Below are 22,566 nucleotides of genomic sequence, written 5' to 3' on the forward strand. Positions count from 1 at the left end.
CTTCCAATTACCCGGATGATTCTCCATCCAGTGTTTCCTCTGGAATTGTGGAAAGTCCGCAATCTACTGATCGTGTAGAGCAGTCATCTGCCGACACAGATGACTCCGGCGTAGAGGCTGAGAAGCCGTCGGGGCCGAATGGACAGGGTAGCATGACCGGCCAAGAGATTGACCAACCAGTTTCCTCGACTCTTCCAAGTGAAAGTACTGCTGCCACCAGTTTTTCACTTTCCGATGTTGAGCCTTATAGTGGATCGGCTTATGTTGCAGTCAATGGAAATATTCCTTATTTCACATCTTCTGAACTGACAACAACTTCTTTTGAGCTATATAGCGCTCTCGACTCGCTCAGCCGGTGCGGCACCGCATATGCCTGCATAGGGCAGGATCTGATGCCTACCGAGGAACGCGGATCTATTGGATCGGTCAAGGCTTCCGGCTGGCACACTGTGCGGTATAATGGTGTTGTTGACGGGAATTACCTCTACAATCGCTGTCACTTGATCGGCTTCCAACTCTCGGGAGAGAATGCGAATGAGAGGAACTTGATCACTGGCACCAGATATTTGAACATTGATGGAATGCTACCTTTCGAGAATATGGTTGCCGACTATGTTCAGGAAACGAACAACCATGTTCTCTACCGCGTCACGCCCGTCTTTGAAGGGGACAACCTACTGGCTGCTGGAGTCCTGATGGAAGGTTACTCCGTTGAGGATGATGGTGATGGCATCTGCTTTTGTATCTTTGCCTACAATGTGCAGCCGGGGGTGACGATCAACTATGCAACGGGAGACAGCACGCTAGACGGAGCTGCTTCCACTTCAGAACCATCGGTTGCCTATGAACCCTCTTCCGATACCCAAGCCGGAACATCAACCGCTGAGGCACACTATGTTTTGAACAACAACACGAAGAAGTTCCACCTGCCATCTTGCGCCAGTGCGGACGATATCAAGGATTCCAACCGTGAGGACTATTACGGCTCACGCGAGGATCTAATTGAACGTGCATATGTTCCCTGCAAGCGGTGTAATCCATGAAATAATATCAGAAGCACAATGCGCATAAAGTCTAAATGATGATATAATATTCGCAATTGCGCAAAGTCATCTCGAGGGCGAAGACTGAACATGCCATGGATTTCGAAGAAAGCTAACAACATCAGGTAACAGTGGCTTGAACGAGTCTCTTTGCCTAGACGGCAATTCGTGATGGGTTAAAGGCATGGATTGGCACAAAGCGATTTTGACTAATCCCATATTATATCGTATTATAAAGTAACTAAGTAAGGATGTATGCCACAAACAGAAAGGGCGATATTATGACCGCAAATGAACAGTTGGCCTCTGTGGGCCGGAATATCCAGGAGAAGGCCACTCTCATTTGGAATGTGGCAAACACCCTCTTTGGTGCATTCAAACCCCATGAGTACGGCTTGGTGATCCTGCCCATGGTGGTGGTCAAGCGGTTCCACGACTGCCTGCTGCCAACCCATCAAGCGGTACTGGATACCTGTAAGAAGGTAGAGCACCTTGCAGTCAAAGAGGGCTTCCTGCGGACCGCTGCTGGATACCAGTTCTACAATACCAGCCCGTTCACCTTCGAGACTCTGCGGGCAGACCCAGAGAACATCAACGATAACTTCCGCGCTTATCTCAATGGCTTCTCCGACAATGTGCAGGACATCCTCGCACGCATGAACTTCAACGCCCAGATCGACCGCATGGAGGAGGCCGGACTGCTCTATCAGGTTATCGTGGACTTCTGCTCTGACAAGGCGGATATGAAGCCGGAAAAGATCAGTGCCGTTGATATGGGCTATATTTTTGAGAACCTGGTTCAGCGGTTTTCCGAGTCCTACAACGAGGAGGCCGGAGCACACTTCACCAGCCGGGATATCATCTACCTGATGTGCGACCTGCTGGTGACGGGAGATCAGAACACCTTCCACGGGGAGAGCATTACAAAGACGGTCTACGACATGACCATGGGCACCAGCCAGATGCTCACCTGCATGGAAGAGCGGCTGAAGCAACTGGATGCCGATGCAGATGTCACCTGTTTTGGCCAGGAGTTGAACCCCTTCACCTTTGGAATCGCCAAGGCTGACATGCTGATCCGTGGGGGCGACCCGGACAATATGCAGTTCGGTGACACCCTGGACGATGATAAGTTCGACGGCTATCAGTTCGATTACTGTATTTCCAACCCTCCCTTCGGAATTGACTGGAAGCGGGAGGCCACGGCGGTGGAGGCAGAACATAAGAAGGGTTCCGCTGGTCGCTTCGGTCCCGGCCTCCCCAGCAAAAGCGACGGGCAGATGCTGTTCCTGCTCAACGGTCTGTCCAAACTGAAGCCGGAGGGCCGCATGGCCATCATCCAGAACGGCTCCTCTCTGTTCACCGGGGATGCCAGTTCCGGCCAGTCGGAGATCCGCCGGTATCTGATCGAAAACGACTGGCTGGACGCCATCGTGCAACTCCCCAACGACAGCTTCTACAACACCGGCATCGCCACCTACATCTGGATCATCACCAAGGACAAGCCTTCGGAGCATATCGGGAGGGTCCAGCTCATTGATGCCAGCAAGTGCTATGAGTCTCGCCGGAAGCCCATCGGCAACAAGCGAGTGGACATCACCGAGGCCTGCCGGGAGTTGATTGTCAGGGCCTACGGGGAGTACCGGGACCAGACATGTGAGCGGGAGCTGGAGTCCGGGGCAAAACTCGTCTGCAAGAGCCGGGTGCTGGACAGTGTAGCCCTGGGCTATAACAAGATCACCGTGGAAAGCCCCCTGCTGGATGAGGACGGGAAGAAGGTCCTGAAAAAGGGCAAGCCTGTGGCCGACCCCAAAAAGCGGGACACGGAGAATGTGCCGCTGGACGAGGACATCGATGCATACTTTGCACATGAAGTCCTGCCCTATAACCCGGATGCCTGGATCGACAAGAGCAAGACTAAGGTTGGCTATGAGATTCCTTTCACCCGCACTTTCTACGAGTACAAAGAGATTGAGCCCGCCGACCAGATTGCCAAGCGTATCGAGGAGCATGAGCGTGCCCTGATGCAGAAGCTCCACGACTTGTTTGGGAAGGAAGGTGAGTGAGATGACCCCGGCAAAGGGCTATACGGAGATGAAAGAAAGCGGGATTGAATGGCTGGGAAAAATTCCAAACAATTGGTGTGCCATTCGGGTAAAGTATGCATTTAGGATTAAAAAAGTGATTGCAGGTGAACTCGGACATACAGTGTTGTCTGTTACACAAAGAGGGATCAAGCCCAAAGACATGAGCGAAAAAGGACAATTTTCACTGGATTATTCTAAGTATCAACTTGTTGATTCAGGTGACTTTATAATGAATCACATGGATTTACTCACCGGATGGGTTGATATTTCTTGTATGAATGGTGTAACCAGTCCTGACTACCGTGTATTTCAATCGTCTAATCCCGAAAAATATTATCCGGGTTTTTACCGATATGTATTTCAAACTTGCTATCAACAAAGAATCTTCTACGGCTTAGGGCAAGGGGTTTCAGGCTTTGGGAGATGGCGACTCCCAGCAGAAATATTCTTAAATTTCTATATCCCAGTACCTCCATACGAAATCCAATCCGCCATCGCCTCCTACCTGGACGCCCAATGCGCCAAGATCGACGAGATCATCACCCAAGCCAAGGCCAGCATTGAGGACTATAGGCAGTGGAAGGCATCCATTATCTACGGGGCTGTCACCAAGGGCCTGGACCCGAATGTGGAGATGAAGGACAGCGGCGTAGAATTTATCGGTTCTATTCCTGCACATTGGAGAATCACCTCTCTAAAGCGTATCTGCCAGAGGATTAAAGATGGTAGCCACTTTTCGCCGGAAACAACAGTGGATGGATTCCCTTATGTGACAGCCCGAGATGTCCATGGAAAAGGAATTGATTATTCTCAATGTCGCACTGTTTCAGAAGAAAATTTTCAAAACTTGGTTAAGACAGGGTGTCAGCCTCAATCTGGGGATGTATTACTGGTTAAAGACGGAGCAACAACAGGCCGTGTGGGAATGATGACTGATGATATGCCATGTGTTCTTTTGTCTTCTGTTGCGATGCTTACCCCGAAAGACAATGTTTTAAGCGAATATTTAATGTGGTTAATTGAATCTGAGGTTCTTCAATTCCAAATCAGAAAATCCATGGCTGGTTCAGCAATGCCAAGAACAACTTTAACAAAACTAATGGCATATTATGCAATCGAGTGCCCATACCAAGAGCAATGCATGATTGCAGAATATCTCGATAAAGAGTGTTTGCATATTGATGAACTAATCGCAAAAAAAGAATCTCTTATTGCTGACTTGGAAATCTACAAAAAGTCCCTCATTTATGAGGTTGTGACTGGAAAAAGGAGAGTAGAAGATACCAATCAAATGACGATTGCTATTCTTTCCCCTGAGATAATGCGGTACAGAAAGGCTCTGCTTATGCTCAGGGTGTTGGACTTGCTTGGTACTGGTGTCCGGGGACGAATTCAGTTGCAGAAATGTATGTTTGCCGCAGAGTGTTTGCTAAATATGCCATTTCACACTCAATTCATTCGATACGAACATGGCCCATACGATCCAGATCTCCCAAACATAGAAGAAATCATTAACGCAAAAGGCTGGTACACGGTTCTGAAAGGATCGCCTGTCTCCTACCAAAAGGGAAATCAATTCGAAGAGGGCTTGCGGGAGTATATGGATACTTTTTCTGAAATTGATCTGAAACTCGAAAAAATAGTGGATTTTTTGAGGCCAATGAAAACCTCTCAGGCTGAACGTGTAGCGACCTTGCTCGCTGCATGGAATGACTTTATTATTGATGGGGTATCCCATCCTACTGACAAAGAGATAATTGGCGAGGTCGTTACGAATTGGACTCCTAATAAGGCAAATCCTCAGTATTCTACTTGGCAGGACACTCTATTCAAAATGAGAGAACATCGGTTTGTGCCCAAAGGTTCTGGAGTTCACACATTGCAGAAAGAAGCGTAAGGAGGATACGACATGCCCGATAACGAAAGACAGTTTGAACAAGATATCGAGTCCTTCCTGATCTCTCCTGTCGGTGGTTGGCAGAAGGCGTCAGACGCGGGCTATCGGGCTTCCATGGACTCCGGTATGGCCCTGGACTTAGCTACCCTGGTGGGCTTTGTCCAGGCCACACAGCCCATCCAGTGGCAACGTTTCGAGAAACAGTGCAATTCCGATCCGGAGAAGAAGTTCTACAAGGCTTTTGAGAACGCCGTGGAGAACGATGGACTGATAAGTGTCCTGCGCCACGGGTTCAAGCACCGGGGGATTGAGTTCCGGGTGTGCTACTTTAAGCCGGAGTCCACTCTCAACGATGTGGCTGTCAAACACTACGGTCAAAACATCTGCCAGTGTATCCGCCAGTGGCACTACTCCGGGCAGAACAACAACAGCGTAGATATGATGTTGGCAGTCAACGGTATCCCGGTCGTAGCCATCGAGCTTAAGAACCAGCTCACCGGCCAAAGCGTGGACAATGCCAAGCGGCAGTGGATGTTTGACCGGGACCCCAAGGAACCAGCGTTCCGGCTGAACCACCGCGTCCTGGTGTTCTTCGCCGTGGATCTCTATGAGGCGGTGATGACCACCAAGCTGGATGGGGCCAAGACCTACTTCCTCCCCTTTAACCAGGGCAGTAACGGCCCCGGCAGGGACGGCGGAGCCGGGAATCCGCCTTCACCGGATGGAGACTACGTGACCTCCTACCTCTGGAAGGACGTATTGCGAAAAGACAACCTTTTGGACATCATCCAAAAGTTCGTCAACCTCCAAGTGAAGAAAGAGAAGGCGCCTCAGAAAGATGGCGCACAAAGGGAAATCACTAAAAAGTCAGTCATCTTCCCCCGGTATCACCAGATGGATGTGGTGCGTCGGCTGATCCAGGATGTCAGAACCAACGGCCCCGGCAAAAACTATCTGGTGCAGCACAGCGCCGGTTCCGGGAAGTCCAACTCTATCGCCTGGACCGCCTACCGTCTGGCCAGCCTCCATGACGATGACAACAAGCCCATCTTCAACTCCGTGGTCATCGTCACAGACCGCACGGTGCTGGACGCCCAGCTCCAAGAGACTATCTCTGGCTTCGACCACACCCTGGGTTCTGTAGTGACCATCGACAAGAAGAAGTCCGCCAAAGATCTGCGGGACGCTTTGAACAACGGCAAGCGGATCATCGTCACCACTCTGCAGAAGTTCCCCGTGATCTATGAACAGATAGACGACACATCCGGCAAGGCTTTTGCCGTCATCGTGGACGAGGCCCACAGCAGCCAGACTGGCCAGAGCGCCATGAAGTTGAAAATTGCCCTGGCGGATACCCATGATGCACTCAAAGAATATGCGGAGCTGGAGGGTAAGGCCGAGGACGAACTGGAGGATGCGGAGGACAAGCTGGTGCGAGAGATGGTCTCCCACGGCAAGCACAAGAACCTGAGTTTTTTTGCCTTTACTGCCACGCCAAAGAACAAGACCCTGGAGATGTTCGGGGATGAGTATGCGGATGGCTCTTTCCACCCCTTTCATATCTACTCCATGCGACAGGCCATTGAGGAGCACTTCATTTTGGATGTGCTGGAGAACTATACCACCTATAAGACCTGCTTTCAAATCGCCAAGAACACCCCGGACAATCCGGAGGTCCCCACTATCAAGGCCATCAAGACTATCCGGCGTTTTGAGGAGCTTCACCCCCACAACCTGCAGCAGAAGGCCGCCATCATTGTGGAGACTTTCCGGGACATTACCAAGCACAAAATCGGCGGAAAGGGTAAAATGATGGTGGTTACGGCCTCACGTCTGGCGGCGGTGCGCTACTACCACGAGATCAAGGCATATCTGGAGGCAAATCACTACGACGATGTAGAGATCCTGATTGCCTTCTCTGGAGGTATCAGGGACCCAGACGAGGAGAACGGCACAGAGTACACTGAAAGCGGCATGAACCGAGACCGGGAGGGAAACCGCGTCAGCGAGGCCCAGACCAAGCAGGTCTTCCACGACGAGGGCGATGTGCTGATCGTGGCGGAGAAGTACCAGACTGGCTTTGATGAGCCGTTGCTCCACACCATGATTGTGGACAAGAAGTTACGAGATGTGAAGGCAGTCCAGACTTTGAGCCGTCTGAACCGTACTTATCCTGGAAAAGAAGATACCTACATTCTGGACTTTGTGAATACCAAGGAAGAAATTCTGGAGGCCTTCCAGCCATACTACCAGGAGACTAGCCTCACCGAGGAAATCAATGTTGACCTGATTTACAAGACTCAGAAGCAGCTCCGGGAATTCAAACTGTATAACGAAAGTGATATTGAGGTGGTCAGCAAAATCTACTTCGCTCCAGATGCGAAAAAGGCCACCTCCGTCCAGGCGAAGATCTCCAACGCTCTGCTCCCGGTGGCCAAGGCTTACAATCAACTGAGCAAGGAGGACCGCTACCAGTTCCGCCGCCTAATCCGAGCGTTTGTGAAGTGGTATAACTACATCTCTCAGATCGTGCGGATGTTCGATAAGGACCTTCATAAGGAGTTTCTCTTCTGTTCCTATCTCTCCAAACTGATCCCTGCAGAGCCTTCCACCCCCTGGGACCTGGAGAACCGGGTGAAGTTGGAGTACTACCGTCTGGAAAAAACCTTTGAGGGAGCAATCACACTGGAAGATAAGGCAACGGCCCTGGAGCCCGCGAAGACGAAGAAGGCGGTCAACATGAACGCCAAGAAAGACCCGCTGGACGAGGTCATTGATCGAATCAATGAGACCTATAAAGGCGATTTTACTGAAGCAGACAGAGTCTTGATTGGGACTTTGCGTGAGAAACTACTGGCGGATAAAAAGCTTCGCAAAGCAGCTAAAGTGGATGGACAGCAGATCTTCGAAAAAAATGTGTTCCCCAAGATTTTCGACCAGACTGCCCAGGCCTCCTATATCGAGAGCACGGAAACCTATACGAAGCTATTTGAGGATACCGCCAAGTATAAAGCCATCATGGTCGCCTTGGCAAAGGAACTGTATCGGGAACTTCGGAATGGATAATATGGGTATAAGACGTACTGATCCATGGCAATGCACAACTTGAAATGGGTTTAGAGAGAAAAATTTGGAGGAGTCAGCGTGAATGGTCAAGGAAAGCTACTGACACATTTTCTGAAGAATGCGGACAAGCTCGTAATACCTGTCTATCAGAGAAATTACGACTGGAAGGAAGAACATTGCAAGAAACTCTACTCCGACCTTGTAAAGACGATCCGAGATAACAAACGGTGGCATTTCTTCGGTGGTATAGTCTCCGTCAGTGATCCTATGGGCAGCAGTTCAGACTATCTGGTTATCGATGGCCAGCAGCGGATTACCACAGTTTCGCTTCTCCTCTTGGCGATTGCTAATCTGATCAAGGATGGACTCGTTACCCCTAATGATCCAAACCTGTATGACGTCATCACGAAGAAATATCTCGTTGATGAAATCAATCCTAAGCAGAGGAAGATGAAGCTAAAGCCCATCAAAGGAGATCAGGACGCTTATGACAGGCTCTGGGGCGATCCGTCTGAGTACAATTTCAGCTCCCGTATCACACAGAATTACCTATTCTTCTATAATCAGATCCAGCGTGAGGACATCAGCGTAGACCAATTGTTTACGGCGGTAGAGAAGCTCCAGATCATCGACATCACGCTAACACCACCCGACGACGATCCACAACTAGTGTTTGAGAGCCTCAATTCGACCGGCCTTGATCTGAATGAGGGCGACAAAATCCGGAACTTTGTTCTTATGCGACGATCTATGGAGGAGCAGGAGCAGTTCTATGATGACTACTGGTGCCCCATTGAAAAAAACGCTGGCTACGACAAACAGACGAACTCTTACGACGTGAGTCCGTTCATCCGTGACTATCTGGGGATTAAGGAGCGACGTCTGACCGCAATGAAGGAGATCTACCAGGAGTTCAAGGATTATGTTGAAAAGCGCGGCCAGATAGAGGATGTTCTTAAAGAACTCCGGGACTATGCGAAGAGGTATAACAAGATCCGGGTTGGGAATCCGAACTTTCCAATTAAACTCCGGGCTTCGCTATATCGGCTGAACCGTTTCGAAAGCAGTGTTTGCAGGCCGTTTCTAATGGAAGTCTTCCGACTACAGGAGGAGGATGTGCTTACCTTAGAGGATGTGGGTGAGGTCTGCCGCATTGTGGAGTCCTATCTACTTCGCCGCCTCATCTGCGATTTGCCATCCAACACCCAGAGCAAAGTATTCCTTACGCTCTGCAATGACATCAAGCGTCTCGATGGTACCTATGATGATTTCATTGAGAAACTGCGGTATGTTTTTGGAAACAAGAAGGAGAAGGCAGCCTTCCCAACAGACGAAGATTTTGCTGAAGGTCTCAAAAACAAGAATATCTACACAATGCCGGCCAGATATAAGGCGTACATCTTCGAGCGCATAGAGAATGGAGATAGCTCGGAGTACAAAGAGATCTATAATCGTCTGGACAGTGGTGAGTACACCATTGAGCACATCATGCCCCAGCATCTAACTCCTGCTTGGGCCAGCGAGCTCGGTGACGATGCTGAAAATATCCACGGCCAATGGCTCCACCGGCTCGCAAACCTGACCCTGGCAGCCTCCTCTTACAATATCAGGTACAGCAATGCCTCCTTCCAAGATAAGAAAACAATGAAAGACGGCTATCTGCAGAGCGGACTGAAAATGACCCAACAAATCGCCAAAGCCGATCATTGGGGCCTTCCAGAACTGGAGCAGCGGAGCAGTATGCTGGTAAATCAGTGCATTGCCCTTTGGCCAAATAAGGATACTACTTATGTTCCACCGCAGAAGCAGTATGACGAAATTGCGCTAGATGATGATGCCTCCTTGACTGGGCGTCAACTGATGAAGTATCGTTTTCGTGGAATTGAACATGAAGCCACAACTTGGGTTGATATGTATGTCCAGATGCTGAAGGAACTCCACAATATCGATACGGCGTATCTGAATTATCTTGCCGGCGCCGATGATAGCGTCGATCTGGCCAGCCAATTCTTTAGGACAGGAGATGGGTTTGAGGCATCTGCACTGGTCGTTGAAGGTATCTATGTTAATACCGGGACCTCCACGCAACACAAGCTGAATATGCTGAGACGGCTGTTTGAGCATTACGATCAAGACCCATCTGACTTGGTGTTTTTCCTCAACGAAAAGAAATGCAACGATGAGGAATCTAGTCTGCGGCATAAGGTACGTAGAGAGTACTGGTCGCAGGTCCTTCCAGCAATTCGTACCGAGACAGGCACTTTCAATTATGTCTCCCCGACCAAAAACAATTATATGTCTGGCTCTACGAGTTGCCCTGGTGTCCAGCTATCTTGCGTGGCGAACTACGATCAAGCCCGTATAGAAATCTATATCGATACCGGGAATGCAGGAAGGAACCAAATGATCTATGATTCGCTGAAAAGTCATCGCTCTCAAATTGAGGAGGATTACGGCCGACCACTGAAATGGTACAACCAAGAAGGCAATCGTTCTTGTAAATTATATGATGAACTTCTCGATGTCAGCGTGACGAACCATGATGACTGGCCTGCGATGATTAAATTTCACGTTGAGCGAGGGGCAAGACTCCTCAAGGCTGTGACACCATTTCTTCCATAGGCCCGGCAACTTATGAGGTGAGCATTATGAGAAGGCCCGCATATGATTCAAATGTTGCCTTCGAGGGTAAGATTAAATCAATGCGTCTGATTTCAGAGATGATCGGTTTTGGACCGATGCCTGCTCCAGATCGTGAGGTCGAACAGCGGTTGACGCTCAATTCCAGAGGGAAGATCTGGTTCAGCAATTACTTATATGGGGATGGGGTAAAGCAGAAACTTCATCGAAAAGAATGTTCAACGATTTCACCCACAGATGCGGATTATATCCTTAAATTGATCGCGATGGTATTTACCTTCCCCCAATCATCTGCGCTTGTTACAGATGTAGGTATGTGGAGGCTGTGCCTACTCAGTGAAACTGGGCAGAATTTCAAGTATGAAGGCTCCCTGACTAGTCAAAGTGAAAATGACCCTCTCGGTATTGCATCTGAAGAATTGAGGATAATCTTGTCTATGCCTGAATTGGCTGCCTTCGACGGAAAGGTATCAGAAGGCCAACTGTCGGGGAAAGCCGATGGCCAGCGGCCTCCGAGCATGCAACGGTTTGTGAGGGAGTACAAAGCTTGTACGCACCAACACGGTAATATCGCTGATGCAAAGTGGGGGGACTGAACGAACAATATGAAAGCAAGTGGGAGGGATCGGAAATTCCGATCCCTCCCATCATCATTTTGTTTTGCTGATCAAGTCCGTTCTCGATACAGGAAGGTCATAGCCTGTGCACGGGAAACCACCGCCTCGGGACTAAATGTAGTCGCACTGGTTCTCGCAGTGATTTGGTTACTGGCGGCCCAAATGACTGCACTAGAGTAATATTGGCATCCATGGGGAGGATTAAGTTTTTTCTTTCCAGCAAAACGTGTTCGCACGCAGCAAGGTCTGCCGTTCCAATTCCTCTACAATGTGTTTCGCATCTTCCTCTCATCATACAATATATCGTTTACCATCAATCACAATGAAGAGAGAACGCTTCGTCTGCATAGAGGCATTGACATACTCAAGATAAGAGCGCTATGCTAATAACATCATCGGGCAGCACACTAACTGTCTCTCGAACACAATCAAGGCAAAAGCGACCAACTTGTTACAGTTGATCGTCTTTGTCTTCATCGTTCATTTCGAATATGAAACTTAGTATCGTAAAGTCATATTTACCTTGAAAAGCCGGAAGTGCGAGCCCGCAGCTAGAAGCAGCTAAGCACAAAGATACAGTGTTTATGCTGGTAACTATAAAAAGAAATGAAGTGAAATCTTTGAGTAAGCATAATCCATACAATCCTATTCCTCAAGAACTCAGAAAACAAGTTGAGCTAACTCAAAGGCTCACCAAACATATACCTCCTATTCTTGAGACGCAGGAACGCATCAAAGCCATGGTGATGCCTCTGGAGCGGTTATCCGCAATTAACAGCCAAATCATGAATTGCCAGATTCCGGCTCACAGCGTGCTGAACCCCACAGTAATAGCTGCAGCCGAGATGGCTCGTCAGCCGGAAGGAACACTGACTGCTGCACTCGATGCTACTCAGAATCCAACAGTTATGGCAGCCACAGAAGTAGCCACAAGATTTGCCGAGCCGATGGGTTTGGCAGCACTTCAAATGTCCAACTTACAGTTAGACACAGCGGCACTCCAGTTCGCCAATAACATCGAAAGAGTTCAGCCCCCCAACTATATGACAAATATCCAAGGTGTGCTGGATGCCTATTCTTCCGCCCTTGCCACTGTTCAATCTCCCTTCTTGGATTGGTTGCAGACGGTGGACATCTCCCCGCTGACCCGCATTTGGGAACGCTGGGACACAGAACGTCGGCTGGAGGAGGAGCGATACAGGGAGCTTCAAAAACTGCACCTGCAGGTCATGTATCAGGCCAGATGGTTCCCATACGCCTCTACCCTGGCGGGTGATATGCTGTTTGACGAGATAAACGAAATCATCGCTTCCAGTAAAATAGGTGCAACTGTAAGCAAGCGATGTGAAAAACGGATAGATACGGCCATCCTATCCCACTACACCAAGGCCGAAATCAAGCGTATCAAGAAGAAATGGAACGATTCGGAGATCGAACCTTATTTCAAAAAGGCACTTGGCCAGACTCTTGATGCTTATCTCCGAAAGACCTGCTAACAAAAGTCAAGTAAAACTTTCAAAGGAAACGAGCAAAGGAAAAGGGTGCACCAAATTAAACCGCTGTGCATTTCAAAAAATGGCGGTCAGCCAGACAGTATAGAGCTGGGAAATCAGCCATGCTCCAGAGAATCCAGGTAGGCTTTCACAGAAGCGTAGTAGATGCGCAGGAACTTGTTGGCGGAGGCCATCATGTAGACACGGTAGGGCTTACCTTCAGAGCGTTTCTTGTTCATGAACTGGTAGACCGGCTCATCCATTGGAGCGCATTGCAGGAGGACCCCCATCACCAGAAAGAGCGTCCTTCGCAGTGAGGCAGATCCTCTCTTGGAAATGTTACGGCTACGGACATCCACTTGTCCAGATTGGTAAGGTGGGGCGTCAATGCCTGCAAAGGCCACCAGCGCTTTCTTGGAATGAAAACGGCGTACATCGCCAATTTCAGCTATGAGTTGGGGGCCGAGGGTTGGGCCAACACCAAACATCTCCATCACCACAGGATACTCCGGTAGAGAAACGGCCAGGGACTGCATCTCCTGCTTGAGAGCAGCTAACGCGGCGGAAGTTGCCCGGAGTTGGGAAACAGCCTGTTCTACCAAAAGTTTTGCCGTATCCGTTTTCGGCATGACACCGAAGTGTCCACATGCAGAGGCGTATATGTCCAGTGCCTTATCCTCGCTAAAATTGTAGCCGTGCTTTCTGCACCACTTCTGGTATTGGGTGGTAAAGGCCTTTTTAGACAAACCACAGACACACTCACAATGCCAAAAAGCGGCTACAAAATCCACCCACTTCTCGCTGCCATCGGCGCGGGGTGGACTGGTAAACAGGCGGTTTGCATCAGGGAAAGCGGTGTCCAGCAGGGAGATTAGGTTGTTCTTCAGCATGGTCCGTACTTTGGAATACTGCTGGTACTGCCGGTAGCAGGTCTTCAGCATGAGCCGGGTGTCCTCCTCCGGGACATATTTCGGTAGTGTGAGCCAGTGGTCAAGGCCGTAGTTGGCCAGTTTCACGGCGTCCTTCTTGTCAGTCTTGCCTCGTCTTAAACTGTTGTTCCCATAGTCATGCACCAGCATTGCATTGACTACGGAGACATAAAGTCCCGCGTCGTGGAGCAGCCAGGCCACCGGCGCGTGGTAATTACCCGTGGATTCCATCACCACACGGGTCTCACCGTCCAAACTTTTGAGCAGCCCTGCCAGTTCGTTCAGTTCATTGGCGGTGTGTCGCACTTCAAAGGGTGAAACCACCACCTCACCGAAGGGGCGCATGACGGCGATCATGCTTTTCCCTTTGGAAACATCGATGCCAACGCTGTTCATCCACATTCCTCCAATACTAAAGAATCTGCAACCGGAATCCATCTTTTCTCGTTGCCGATTCAATCTATTGGGTGACGCGAACTCCCCGGCATCCGGTGGCTCAACCTGCTGAAATCGAACGCTACAACAAGAGGATGGCTGACAGTCTTTCGTACGGACTTACAAGCCCAAGGAGTGAGTGGTCAGCCAGTTGCTCCTCTTATTGTAGCTTAGGCACGAGATGGAGGGAAAGCCGGACTGGCTGCCCGGCTTTCCTGTCCAAATTTATTGTAATAGACNACAGTCTTTCGTACGGACTTACAAGCCCAAGGAGTGAGTGGTCAGCCAGTTGCTCCTCTTATTGTAGCTTAGGCACGAGATGGAGGGAAAGCCGGACTGGCTGCCCGGCTTTCCTGTCCAAATTTATTGTAATAGGAGTATGCCTTAGTGATACCCTTTCTGGCTACCATGTGGGAGGGGATTATCAAGTCCAAGGTAGGAAAAAACGAGAAGAAATTCAAAGAAAAATGTAAGGATTTAGTGGATGAAAACGGCTATGATGAGGTGTTCAGTGACTTCTTTAATAATCTGATTTTTGGCCAATGCTACAGTGTTAATGATGTCGTGTATGGTATTCCCAACAGAAACGGAGTGGCCCATAGCTGGTACATCAAGTACCCTTCGCAGAAAGCGGCTCTCAATGCCATTCTATTGACGGATTTTGTACTGAGCCTGAAGCCCAAAAATGAAGCGGAGGACATCGAAAAAGAATAGCGGATCTTTACTTCGCATTCATTTTTGTCGGTGTCATTGCTTGTTCAATAGAGTGTCCACCAGTATTCGAACACTTTGCGATACTGGTTGCCCTTCTTTGGTAGAGTGTGATATTTACGAACCTTGCGATTCGCCCTCCGCTTCAGATACTGCTGCCGACTGCTGGATTTCATGTACTTGATGTGAAGGCCGGAATGAAGCAGAGTCGTTTTCTCTTCATAATCTCCGATGATATACCCTATGTTTGGCGCATATCCGCTGTGTTGAATAAGAAACAGAAGTCGATCATCGTGTCTGACCCTTTGTATGCGCCGGTATTGCCNAAGGCCGGAATGAAGCAGAGTCGTTTTCTCTTCATAATCTCCGATGATATACCCTATGTTTGGCGCATATCCGCTGTGTTGAATAAGAAACAGAAGTCGATCATCGTGTCTGACCCTTTGTATGCGCCGGTATTGCCTGCCAGTCCGACGTCCACCCGAGGTCTGACACAGCCGCGCATCTTTTTCAGATACCTTCAGGATTTCGGTAATCCGATTGTTTAACTCTTGCTCTGTCATAAGCCTTCCTGCTCTGTACAGTCCGGGAAATTGGGTTCACTCCATGCCAGGAGCCGCGCTTTTGGGCGTAAAATTCCCGCTGCGCCTTCTTGCTACGCTTGTTCAGTGGTACGAACTGCATCACAGTCTGTCACTTCCTTCTCATTATGCGATTTTCGGTTCCCCCAAATGGCATGGCAGGCATCCAGATAGTCTGTATAGCCGAGCAGCATCATTTTACCTGGTAATTCATTCAGTGCCGCAAGGAAACGCTCCTGATCCCGCTTTCGTACATGGCAGAAGATGACCCGGTATGGAAAACCATCCCGCGCATATTCCTCTCGAAAATGGACCCGCACCTGGTGCTTGATAAAAAGCTGGTCAGCCAGATACGCATCTGTATCCATGTATGCGTAGTAGGCATTCAGCAGTGAGAACCGCTCAATATCCTGATAAAAGTCTGTTTGTTTCAACGAACGCCTCCTATATGACAATCTCATTACAAATGTTCAAAATCGCTTGCCATTCCGAAATATATCGGGTATTCTGAAATACTCCGCTGCGGCGGAAATCATCCTGATGAATGGAGGCGATCCATATGTCCATGATTCAGTTTCCTGTGATCGATCCTGTGGCCACCGGAGCGAATATTTGCCGGCTCCGAAAGGATCGCGGCCTGACAGTCCGAGATCTCCAGCACTATTTCGGATTTGAGGAGCCGCAGGCCATCTACAAATGGCAGCGCGGGCAGAGTCTTCCCAGCGTAGATAATCTCTACGCACTGAGCGCTTTGCTCCAGGTGCCAATGAATGAAATCATCATCCCCACTTCTCATATCGTCTCTTTCGAGCAGCAGGCAGCCGTCTGCTGCTCAGGTCATTTTATCGGAGAATTTCTTCAGGTGCAGTGGGCATGGCAGAACTTCAAAACCGCTTAGACCCTTATCCGCCTGTCCATCCTCGGTCCTGCAGTGGCCCAACCAGGCCACTGCCCTGCCCCAGGTGAGCAAGCGACTTGAAAAAAGATTTTCACATCATTACTATGTGTACCAAGGGAGCGTAAGATTGAATTCTGCATTTAAGGGTAAACGTGTGGAAGAAATGGCGGCAATGCGCTGAACGCGGAGGGAAACGCCTGGCGTTCCTTTCATCATGAGTTATGAGCTCATTTCACATTCATGCAAATGCTGTCCATAATCTGCCGGAGTTGCGCAGCCTCATAATTCATCTGCGCCTGAACCGATCATCACGACCTATCCATTCTGCCACGCCCACCACACCCGAAAGTGTGGTTCGGAAAGTTATGCAACTGCCGCCTTTTCAATGAAGTCGTTGAGGATCTCCTCGAAGCTGTCGTTGATATCAAAAGGAGCTTCGTAGGCCACCTCGGTATTGACCAGGCACTTATCCAAGGCCATGGAGATCTCGTCTGCCTTCTTGCTCAGCGCCGTGGCCATGCCCCGGATCTTGTTCCGGTCGAAGTCGATGGTGGTGACCTGGGTAGCGTCACACCGATAAGAAACCTGGTTGCCCTCACCATTGAAGCGGAATCCAGATCCGCCGCCGGCGATGGTCTTTTCGCTGTTGCGGAGCGTGGTCATATGCCGGAAAACTTCGGCCAGTTCCTGGCGCTGCCGGTTCAGGCCGACCTCGCTGTCCATATCCAGATCCAGTCCGCTCTTGGCCGCATGAATGGCTTTGCTCAGATTCTCCCGCTCCTCCATCAAAAGCATGATGAAGGCCGCCACCTCGTTGGCGTGCCCGGCATACTCGCTGGGCGCAGTCTCCTCCACCACGGCATCCAGGGCATCCGACATGACCTTACTGCGCAGATGGGTGGTTTTGACTTTGACAATGTTGCGCCGGTCCTGCAGGATGCTGGTGGCCTCACACATCAGGTTTTTGAGTTTGTTTTGAAAACGGAATGCATCTTTCATGTTCATAGTGCATACCTCCTTGAACGACATCAGACTACTATTAACACCAAAAGTGCTTCACCGTTGCTCCAATCGTACTGCATCCACACGCGTTTGTCATTGAACTGCTGGTTGAATCGCTCCCTCACAGTATCAAAATAAACCTGCCTTTGAAGTGTCTCAATCTTTGTTGCTGAAAGATCGATCTTGGCGTAAATCATAGTACTAGTTAAAACGATGGTCTATATTGAGACCATCGAGTCTCAACAACAATACGCTGTACGGAGGTAGATGAAGATGCGGTATGGCTACTGTCGGACCTCAAAGCCAAAGCAAAGCATTGAGCGGCAAATTCGGAATATCAAGGCGGCTTACCCTGATGCCGTTATCGTGCAGGAGGTCTTTACCAGGACGCGACTGGATCGGCCGGAATGGCTGAAACTGATGCGTAGGATCCAGCCTGGGGATGAAATCGTCTTTGACAGCGTTTCCCGTATGAGCGGAGATGCGAAAGAAGGCTTTGCCACCTATGAAGAGCTATATCAAAAAGGGGTAAACCTTGTTTACCTAAAAGAACCCCACATCAATACTGAGACCTATAAGAAGGCATTGGAAAACAACGTTCAACTGACCGGCAGCAATGTGGACTACATCTTGGAAGGTGTCAATCGTTACCTGTTGGAGCTGGCCAAGGAGCAGATTCGGCTGGCCTTTGAGCAGTCCGAAAAGGAAGTCCGAGATCTGCATCAGCGTACCAGAGAAGGAATTGAAACCGCACGCCTGAACGGGAAACAGATTGGTCGTCAGAAGAACAGTATCGTCGTCACCAGGAAAAGCATCGAATCGAAAGAGGTAATCAAAAAACTCTCCAAGGAATTTGATGGCAATCTCAGTGATGCCGAGATTATGCGTTTGACCGGCCTGGCTCGGAATACTTACTACAAATACAAAAGAGAACTCCGAAATGTAGACAAGGAAATGGCTGTTACCAAGTAAACTCGATAGCACCCACTTCTTGGTATTGGAGAGAATGACATAGCCGAACATGCGTCTTTCATTGGAATTATAGCTAGTTCTGTTGAAATCCGGGAACGAATATATCATATTGAATCGAATTATTGCTGCAATGGCATCAGATTTGTTAAAGCATATTGTTTCATAATTGATATTTGTAAGAACAAAAGGGCCTCAATCAGTGAGGCCCTTTTGTTCTTAGTTATAATGCGTTTTCAGGTATTAAGATTTTACAGCATTTCCCGCATATCCTCTAACGGTGTGGTAATGGGCGCGATGTTGTAGTGCTCTACCAAATAGTTGAGTACATTGGGAGAAACAAATGCCGGAAGGCTGGGGCCCAAGCGGATATTCTTGATGCCCAAGTACAGCAATGTCAGCAGAATGCAGACTGCCTTCTGTTCGTACCAAGACAGCACCATGGAAAGCGGAAGATCATTTACACCGCATTCAAACGCCTCCGCAAGAGCCACAGCAATCTTGATAGCACTGTATGCATCGTTGCACTGGCCGATATCCATGAGTCGGGGCAGTCCGCCAATAGTGCCCAAATCCAGGTCGTTGAAGCGGTATTTTCCGCAGGCCAGGGTCAACACCACCGTGTCTTTCGGAGTGTTTTTCACAAATTCAGTGTAGTAGTTTCGGCCGGGGCGTGCTCCATCGCAGCCGCCCACCAGAAAGAAATGCTTAATCGCTCCGGTTTTTACTGCTTCGACCACTTTGTCCGCAACGCCCAGTACTGTTTCGTGCCCGAATCCAGTCATAACGGTGCTGCCACCATTGATACCGGTAAACTGTCGGTCTTCGGAATAACCGCCCAGTTCCAAAGCCTTTTCAATCACCGGCGTGAAATCCTTGGATTCCCCAATGTGTACCAGCTCAGGATAAGACACCACTTCCGTAGTGAAGACCCGGTCTGCATAGCTTGCCTTGGGCGGCATCAGGCAGTTAGTGGTAAACAGAATGGGAGCAGGAATATCCGCAAATTCCTTCTGCTGGTTCTGCCAGGCCGTTCCGAAGTTGCCTTTCAGATGCGGATACTTCTTGAGCTCCGGGTAGGCATGGGCGGGCAGCATCTCACCGTGGGTATAGATATTGATTCCCTTTCCTTCTGTCTGCTCCAGCAGGAGTTTCAGATCCAGCAGATCGTGGCCGGTCACCACAATAAAGGGTCCTTTCTCTACCTTAAGCGGCACTTCGGTGGGAACCGGATGACCGAAGGTTTCCGTATTTGCTTTGTCCAGCAGTTCCATGCAGGTGAGGTTATACTGACCAACTTCCATAACAACAGGAAGAAGCTGCTCCATATCCCAGTCTTCACCAATCACAAAAAGCGCTTTGGCGATAAAACGGTTTAACTCCTCATTCGTATAACCAAGCACCATGGCATGATATGCGTATGCGGCTACACCGCGAATACCAAACAAAATCAGCGACTTCAAACTGCGGATGTCTTCGTCTGCATTCCACAGCAGTGCCATATCATAGTCGTTGTTTCTGCCGCACGGGGAGCCGCAGCTGGAACACATGGGAACCAGAGCTTCCTTCTCTGCGTGAACGCGCTGAATCAGCTCGCGAATGGTTTCCGCATTGAAGTTTACATTTGTAATCGTGGTGAACAAGCCTTCAATCATAATTTTCCAGGTTGAGGTTGTGGCCAGAGTATCACCATCAGTAGCCCGAGCAAGGCCGATCAGCGCTCCAGTCAGTTCATCCTGCAAATGGGCTACATCGGCGGTCTTTCCGCAGACACCTGCATTGCCGGTACATCCATTGCAGCCAGCTGTTTGCTCACATTGAAAACAAAACATCTTACTGTGTTCCATAAATTCCTCCTAAACAATAATCATTCGTCTCTTTGATATTTTGCGGGATTTACCTTTTCGCAACCATCTTTTTGGCAAATCTCACAAGCAGTTAGCGGGTACTTCGAAGAGGAATGATGCCGTTTTATACATTCATTGCATTTTTTGTACAAATCGCAATTTACATTTAAGCACGGACAGAGATCCGCATTGTATAAGGCTGCTTTTTGTGTTTTATCAGCCATGCTTTTATGCTCCATGCACTCCAAGGATATCCGCTCCTTTTTCTAAAATTGTCATGTAAGCCTTAAATACTCTGCAAGAATGAAAAGATGCGTTTTTCCTCCACATAAAAAGTTTGAACGATCCTATCATATTGCGCTTAAACTTGGACTGCATCGAGTTATGTCCTGCGGATAGAGTACTGGTAGGGGCTGCTCATGAAAACATCAAAATTGCTTTCAGAAAGCATTCCATCCATGACAGCTATGCGGATCACATAATAGGTCGCACAGTCTCCGTTCTCCCAATATGCAGCATGGATGTCTTGAGTCATTTCCCATGAGAGTGCGTCTGGCTCTTGAGCGACAACAACATTCACACGATCACATGGCATACCATTCACAAAGAAATCCTCAAAGGCTTTGTACACGCCCATCACATCGGTATCGGCGCTTACGGCATGGTCTTTCCCAAATTCAAAAGCCACACCTAACACCTCAGTCAAATCAAATTCATCGGTGCATTCCAGTGCAGCAATCAGCTTTGCATATCTGGTTTCTGCATCGGTGATCTGTGCCTGAAGCCAGCCGTGGATGTTGTTTTCATCAATCACAGACTCCAGAGGAGGCAGTTCCTTTACATACGGAGTAGTCGATGCAATCAGCCCCTTACTCTCCGCATAGTTTGCTATAGCCGCAGTCAACTTTTCCTGGTTCCCAATTTTGTCGTACAGCCAGTAGTGAATAGGACCTAAAAATTTACTCATTCCCGACCTCACTTACCACTCTGGGCAATCTTTTCATTCAACGCATTGATAATCGGCGCAGGATTCAGCCCATGAACGGCACAGGCATCCGCCAAAGATTCTGCCTGGGATGCGGGACAACCCAAACAGTGCATACCAGCCTCCATTAAAACCTCGATGGTTTCAGGATATTGTGTTACAATTTCACCGATCAGGGTTTTCTCATTAACATAGATCTGGTCCATCATAAAATCTTCTCTCTTTCGTGTTGGATTTGAAGTTTAAGCGCGTTTGCAAATAGATATACTATCGAAACACTCGGATACTATTTTTGAAAATGCTCTTTTGCGAACTCCATGTCCTGCACCAATTCAACCGTTCCGAGATAATTTTTATCATAATCTCTCACGGCCAGATAGGTAACAAGCATGGTTCGATTTCCTTTGTCCATCCAGACAGCAACTTTATCCCGTTTTCCAACGCGGAAATCATCAATAATGGAGCGCACCATAGGTTCAATTTTAGGCGGATGACAAGAAAAAACCTCACGGTCAATCGCCATACTGGGACGTTTGAATACTTTTGGCCCCTCGTTAAAAAACCTGTTGATATTCTCCGCATCAATAAAACTAATTTCTATCGGAATGGTATTGAGCAGTGCCGTCAGCTGCTCCAGAGTCATGTGGCCTCCAGGCATGACGATTTCATTGCTCAGAGAAACTGCCCGTTCACGAATATTTTCCTCAGCTGCTTTCCACACCTCGTTGTCCACACCGAAACAGGTGGCATAATCCTTGGAATCATAATAGATTCCAAACCACTCATCTTCTGTGAAGTTTACCGCACAAATTGGAAACAAAATATTTTGTTCCTGATAAATCATCCCCGCAGCGCGTTTCAGTACAGTATCCAGGCGGCTGTTCCAGCTGGTGTCGCGGTCAGCCACTGATACAAGGTCAGCAAGTTCGTCTCGGATCTCATCATCGGTCGTCCACATCACATCAGAAGGACCGGCAATCCCGTATTTAACCTTTAGGTGCGGGTAAAGAAGATCACCTTTTTTGGCATAGTGGATGGAAACCTCACGAATCCGCTCCAAAAGATCGTCTGTTCTCGTTTCGCTGAACTGCGTCAGTAGAGCGGAAAAGGCGTCATTTTCTTTCTTGAAGGTGTAAAGCGGATGCCCCGGTACTTCTGCCAGAGCAGCAGCGCGAGCGGCTTTATCTGAATAGTCCCGTTTAGGAAACAAATCCCTTTTGGCTAATTCTTCCTGTGCTCGTTTTTGCAGGGACGCATCGTGAACCGCTTTTGAAGCATCAATTTGTTGAGATATTGGAATCACCCCCATGACGATACTGGATAAGTGCTTATTTGAATCAATACAAATATAACCAGAAGAATCTCT

18 protein-coding genes are annotated in these 22,566 nt (G+C 48.8%); 10 read left to right on the top strand and 8 right to left on the bottom strand.

Going from position 1 to position 22,566, the window contains the following annotated elements; translation table 11 throughout:
* Window positions 1-152: 152 nt before the first annotated feature.
* The 6 genes from E0E41_RS14465 to E0E41_RS14490 all read left to right on the top strand — a co-directional run bounded on the left by E0E41_RS14465 (window position 153) and on the right by E0E41_RS14490 (window position 11,329).
* Window positions 153-1,043 carry a DNA/RNA non-specific endonuclease gene (locus tag E0E41_RS14465; RefSeq protein ID WP_130870870.1) on the top strand — a complete coding sequence of 297 codons (891 nt, stop codon included), beginning with the start codon at window positions 153-155 and terminating at the stop codon, window positions 1,041-1,043.
* A gap of 281 nt (window positions 1,044-1,324) precedes the next feature.
* On the top strand, window positions 1,325-3,109 hold the full coding sequence (locus E0E41_RS14470) for a type I restriction-modification system subunit M (RefSeq protein WP_130870496.1): 1,785 nt from the start codon (window positions 1,325-1,327) through the stop codon (window positions 3,107-3,109).
* Between the two features lies 1 nt (window position 3,110).
* Window positions 3,111-5,027: a restriction endonuclease subunit S gene (locus tag E0E41_RS14475; protein WP_130870497.1), complete on the top strand. Its 1,917-nt coding sequence runs from the start codon at window positions 3,111-3,113 to the stop codon at window positions 5,025-5,027.
* 12 nt (window positions 5,028-5,039) lie between these two features.
* The gene (locus E0E41_RS14480) at window positions 5,040-8,093 is read left to right on the top strand and encodes a type I restriction endonuclease subunit R (RefSeq protein WP_130870498.1); all 3,054 of its coding nucleotides are present in this window, start codon (window positions 5,040-5,042) and stop codon (window positions 8,091-8,093) included.
* A gap of 78 nt (window positions 8,094-8,171) precedes the next feature.
* On the top strand, window positions 8,172-10,715 hold the full coding sequence (locus E0E41_RS14485) for a DUF4268 domain-containing protein (RefSeq protein ID WP_101691737.1): 2,544 nt from the start codon (window positions 8,172-8,174) through the stop codon (window positions 10,713-10,715).
* Window positions 10,716-10,741: 26 nt separating this feature from the next.
* The gene (locus tag E0E41_RS14490) at window positions 10,742-11,329 is read left to right on the top strand and encodes a hypothetical protein (RefSeq protein WP_130870499.1); all 588 of its coding nucleotides are present in this window, start codon (window positions 10,742-10,744) and stop codon (window positions 11,327-11,329) included.
* Window positions 11,330-11,400: 71 nt separating this feature from the next.
* Here E0E41_RS14490 and E0E41_RS19300 read toward each other — a convergent pair whose 3' ends face one another.
* A complete protein-coding gene (locus E0E41_RS19300) occupies window positions 11,401-11,586 on the bottom strand; it encodes an S-layer homology domain-containing protein (RefSeq protein WP_101691739.1) in 186 nt (61 codons plus the stop codon).
* 348 nt (window positions 11,587-11,934) lie between these two features.
* Here E0E41_RS19300 and E0E41_RS14500 point away from each other — a divergent pair, with 348 nt between their 5' ends.
* Window positions 11,935-12,846, top strand: coding sequence for a hypothetical protein (locus E0E41_RS14500; RefSeq protein WP_130870500.1), 912 nt, complete (start codon window positions 11,935-11,937; stop codon window positions 12,844-12,846).
* Between the two features lie 113 nt (window positions 12,847-12,959).
* Here the strand turns inward: E0E41_RS14500 and E0E41_RS14505 are convergent, their stop codons facing one another.
* Window positions 12,960-14,168, bottom strand: coding sequence for an IS110 family transposase (locus E0E41_RS14505; protein WP_130870730.1), 1,209 nt, complete (start codon window positions 14,166-14,168; stop codon window positions 12,960-12,962).
* Between the two features lie 426 nt (window positions 14,169-14,594).
* Between E0E41_RS14505 and E0E41_RS14510 the strand changes: the two genes are divergently transcribed.
* Entirely contained in the window at window positions 14,595-14,921 is a 327-nt protein-coding gene (locus E0E41_RS14510) for a hypothetical protein (RefSeq protein WP_130870501.1), read from the top strand.
* 652 nt (window positions 14,922-15,573) lie between these two features.
* Here E0E41_RS14510 and E0E41_RS14520 read toward each other — a convergent pair.
* Window positions 15,574-15,933: a hypothetical protein gene (locus tag E0E41_RS14520; RefSeq protein WP_101691742.1), complete on the bottom strand. Its 360-nt coding sequence runs from the start codon at window positions 15,931-15,933 to the stop codon at window positions 15,574-15,576.
* Between the two features lie 125 nt (window positions 15,934-16,058).
* On the opposite strand from E0E41_RS14520, the gene E0E41_RS19305 reads away from it, so the two are divergent.
* A complete protein-coding gene (locus E0E41_RS19305) occupies window positions 16,059-16,397 on the top strand; it encodes a helix-turn-helix domain-containing protein (protein ID WP_075703393.1) in 339 nt (112 codons plus the stop codon).
* Window positions 16,398-16,760: 363 nt separating this feature from the next.
* Here E0E41_RS19305 and E0E41_RS14530 read toward each other — a convergent pair whose 3' ends face one another.
* Complete coding sequence (locus E0E41_RS14530) at window positions 16,761-17,402, bottom strand: hypothetical protein (RefSeq protein ID WP_130870503.1); 642 nt, start codon at window positions 17,400-17,402, stop codon at window positions 16,761-16,763.
* A gap of 264 nt (window positions 17,403-17,666) precedes the next feature.
* Here E0E41_RS14530 and E0E41_RS14535 point away from each other — a divergent pair, with 264 nt between their 5' ends.
* The gene (locus E0E41_RS14535; RefSeq protein ID WP_207303227.1) at window positions 17,667-18,371 is read left to right on the top strand and encodes a recombinase family protein; all 705 of its coding nucleotides are present in this window, start codon (window positions 17,667-17,669) and stop codon (window positions 18,369-18,371) included.
* A 248-nt stretch (window positions 18,372-18,619) separates the two neighbouring features.
* On the opposite strand, the gene hcp is transcribed toward E0E41_RS14535, so the two are convergent.
* The 4 genes from hcp to E0E41_RS14560 form a co-directional block, all read right to left on the bottom strand.
* Complete coding sequence (hcp, locus tag E0E41_RS14540) at window positions 18,620-20,215, bottom strand: hydroxylamine reductase (RefSeq protein WP_242623796.1); 1,596 nt, start codon at window positions 20,213-20,215, stop codon at window positions 18,620-18,622.
* Window positions 20,216-20,597: 382 nt separating this feature from the next.
* A complete protein-coding gene (locus E0E41_RS14550; RefSeq protein ID WP_130870506.1) occupies window positions 20,598-21,182 on the bottom strand; it encodes a hypothetical protein in 585 nt (194 codons plus the stop codon).
* A gap of 8 nt (window positions 21,183-21,190) precedes the next feature.
* Window positions 21,191-21,409 carry a DUF1858 domain-containing protein gene (locus E0E41_RS14555; RefSeq protein ID WP_242623797.1) on the bottom strand — a complete coding sequence of 73 codons (219 nt, stop codon included), beginning with the start codon at window positions 21,407-21,409 and terminating at the stop codon, window positions 21,191-21,193.
* A gap of 77 nt (window positions 21,410-21,486) precedes the next feature.
* Complete coding sequence (locus E0E41_RS14560) at window positions 21,487-22,509, bottom strand: PAS domain-containing protein (RefSeq protein WP_130870507.1); 1,023 nt, start codon at window positions 22,507-22,509, stop codon at window positions 21,487-21,489.
* Window positions 22,510-22,566: the final 57 nt, after the last annotated feature.

Source organism: Intestinimonas massiliensis (ex Afouda et al. 2020) (assembly GCF_900626285.1).
GTDB classification, from domain to species: Bacteria; Bacillota; Clostridia; order Oscillospirales; family Oscillospiraceae; genus Flavonifractor; species Flavonifractor massiliensis_A.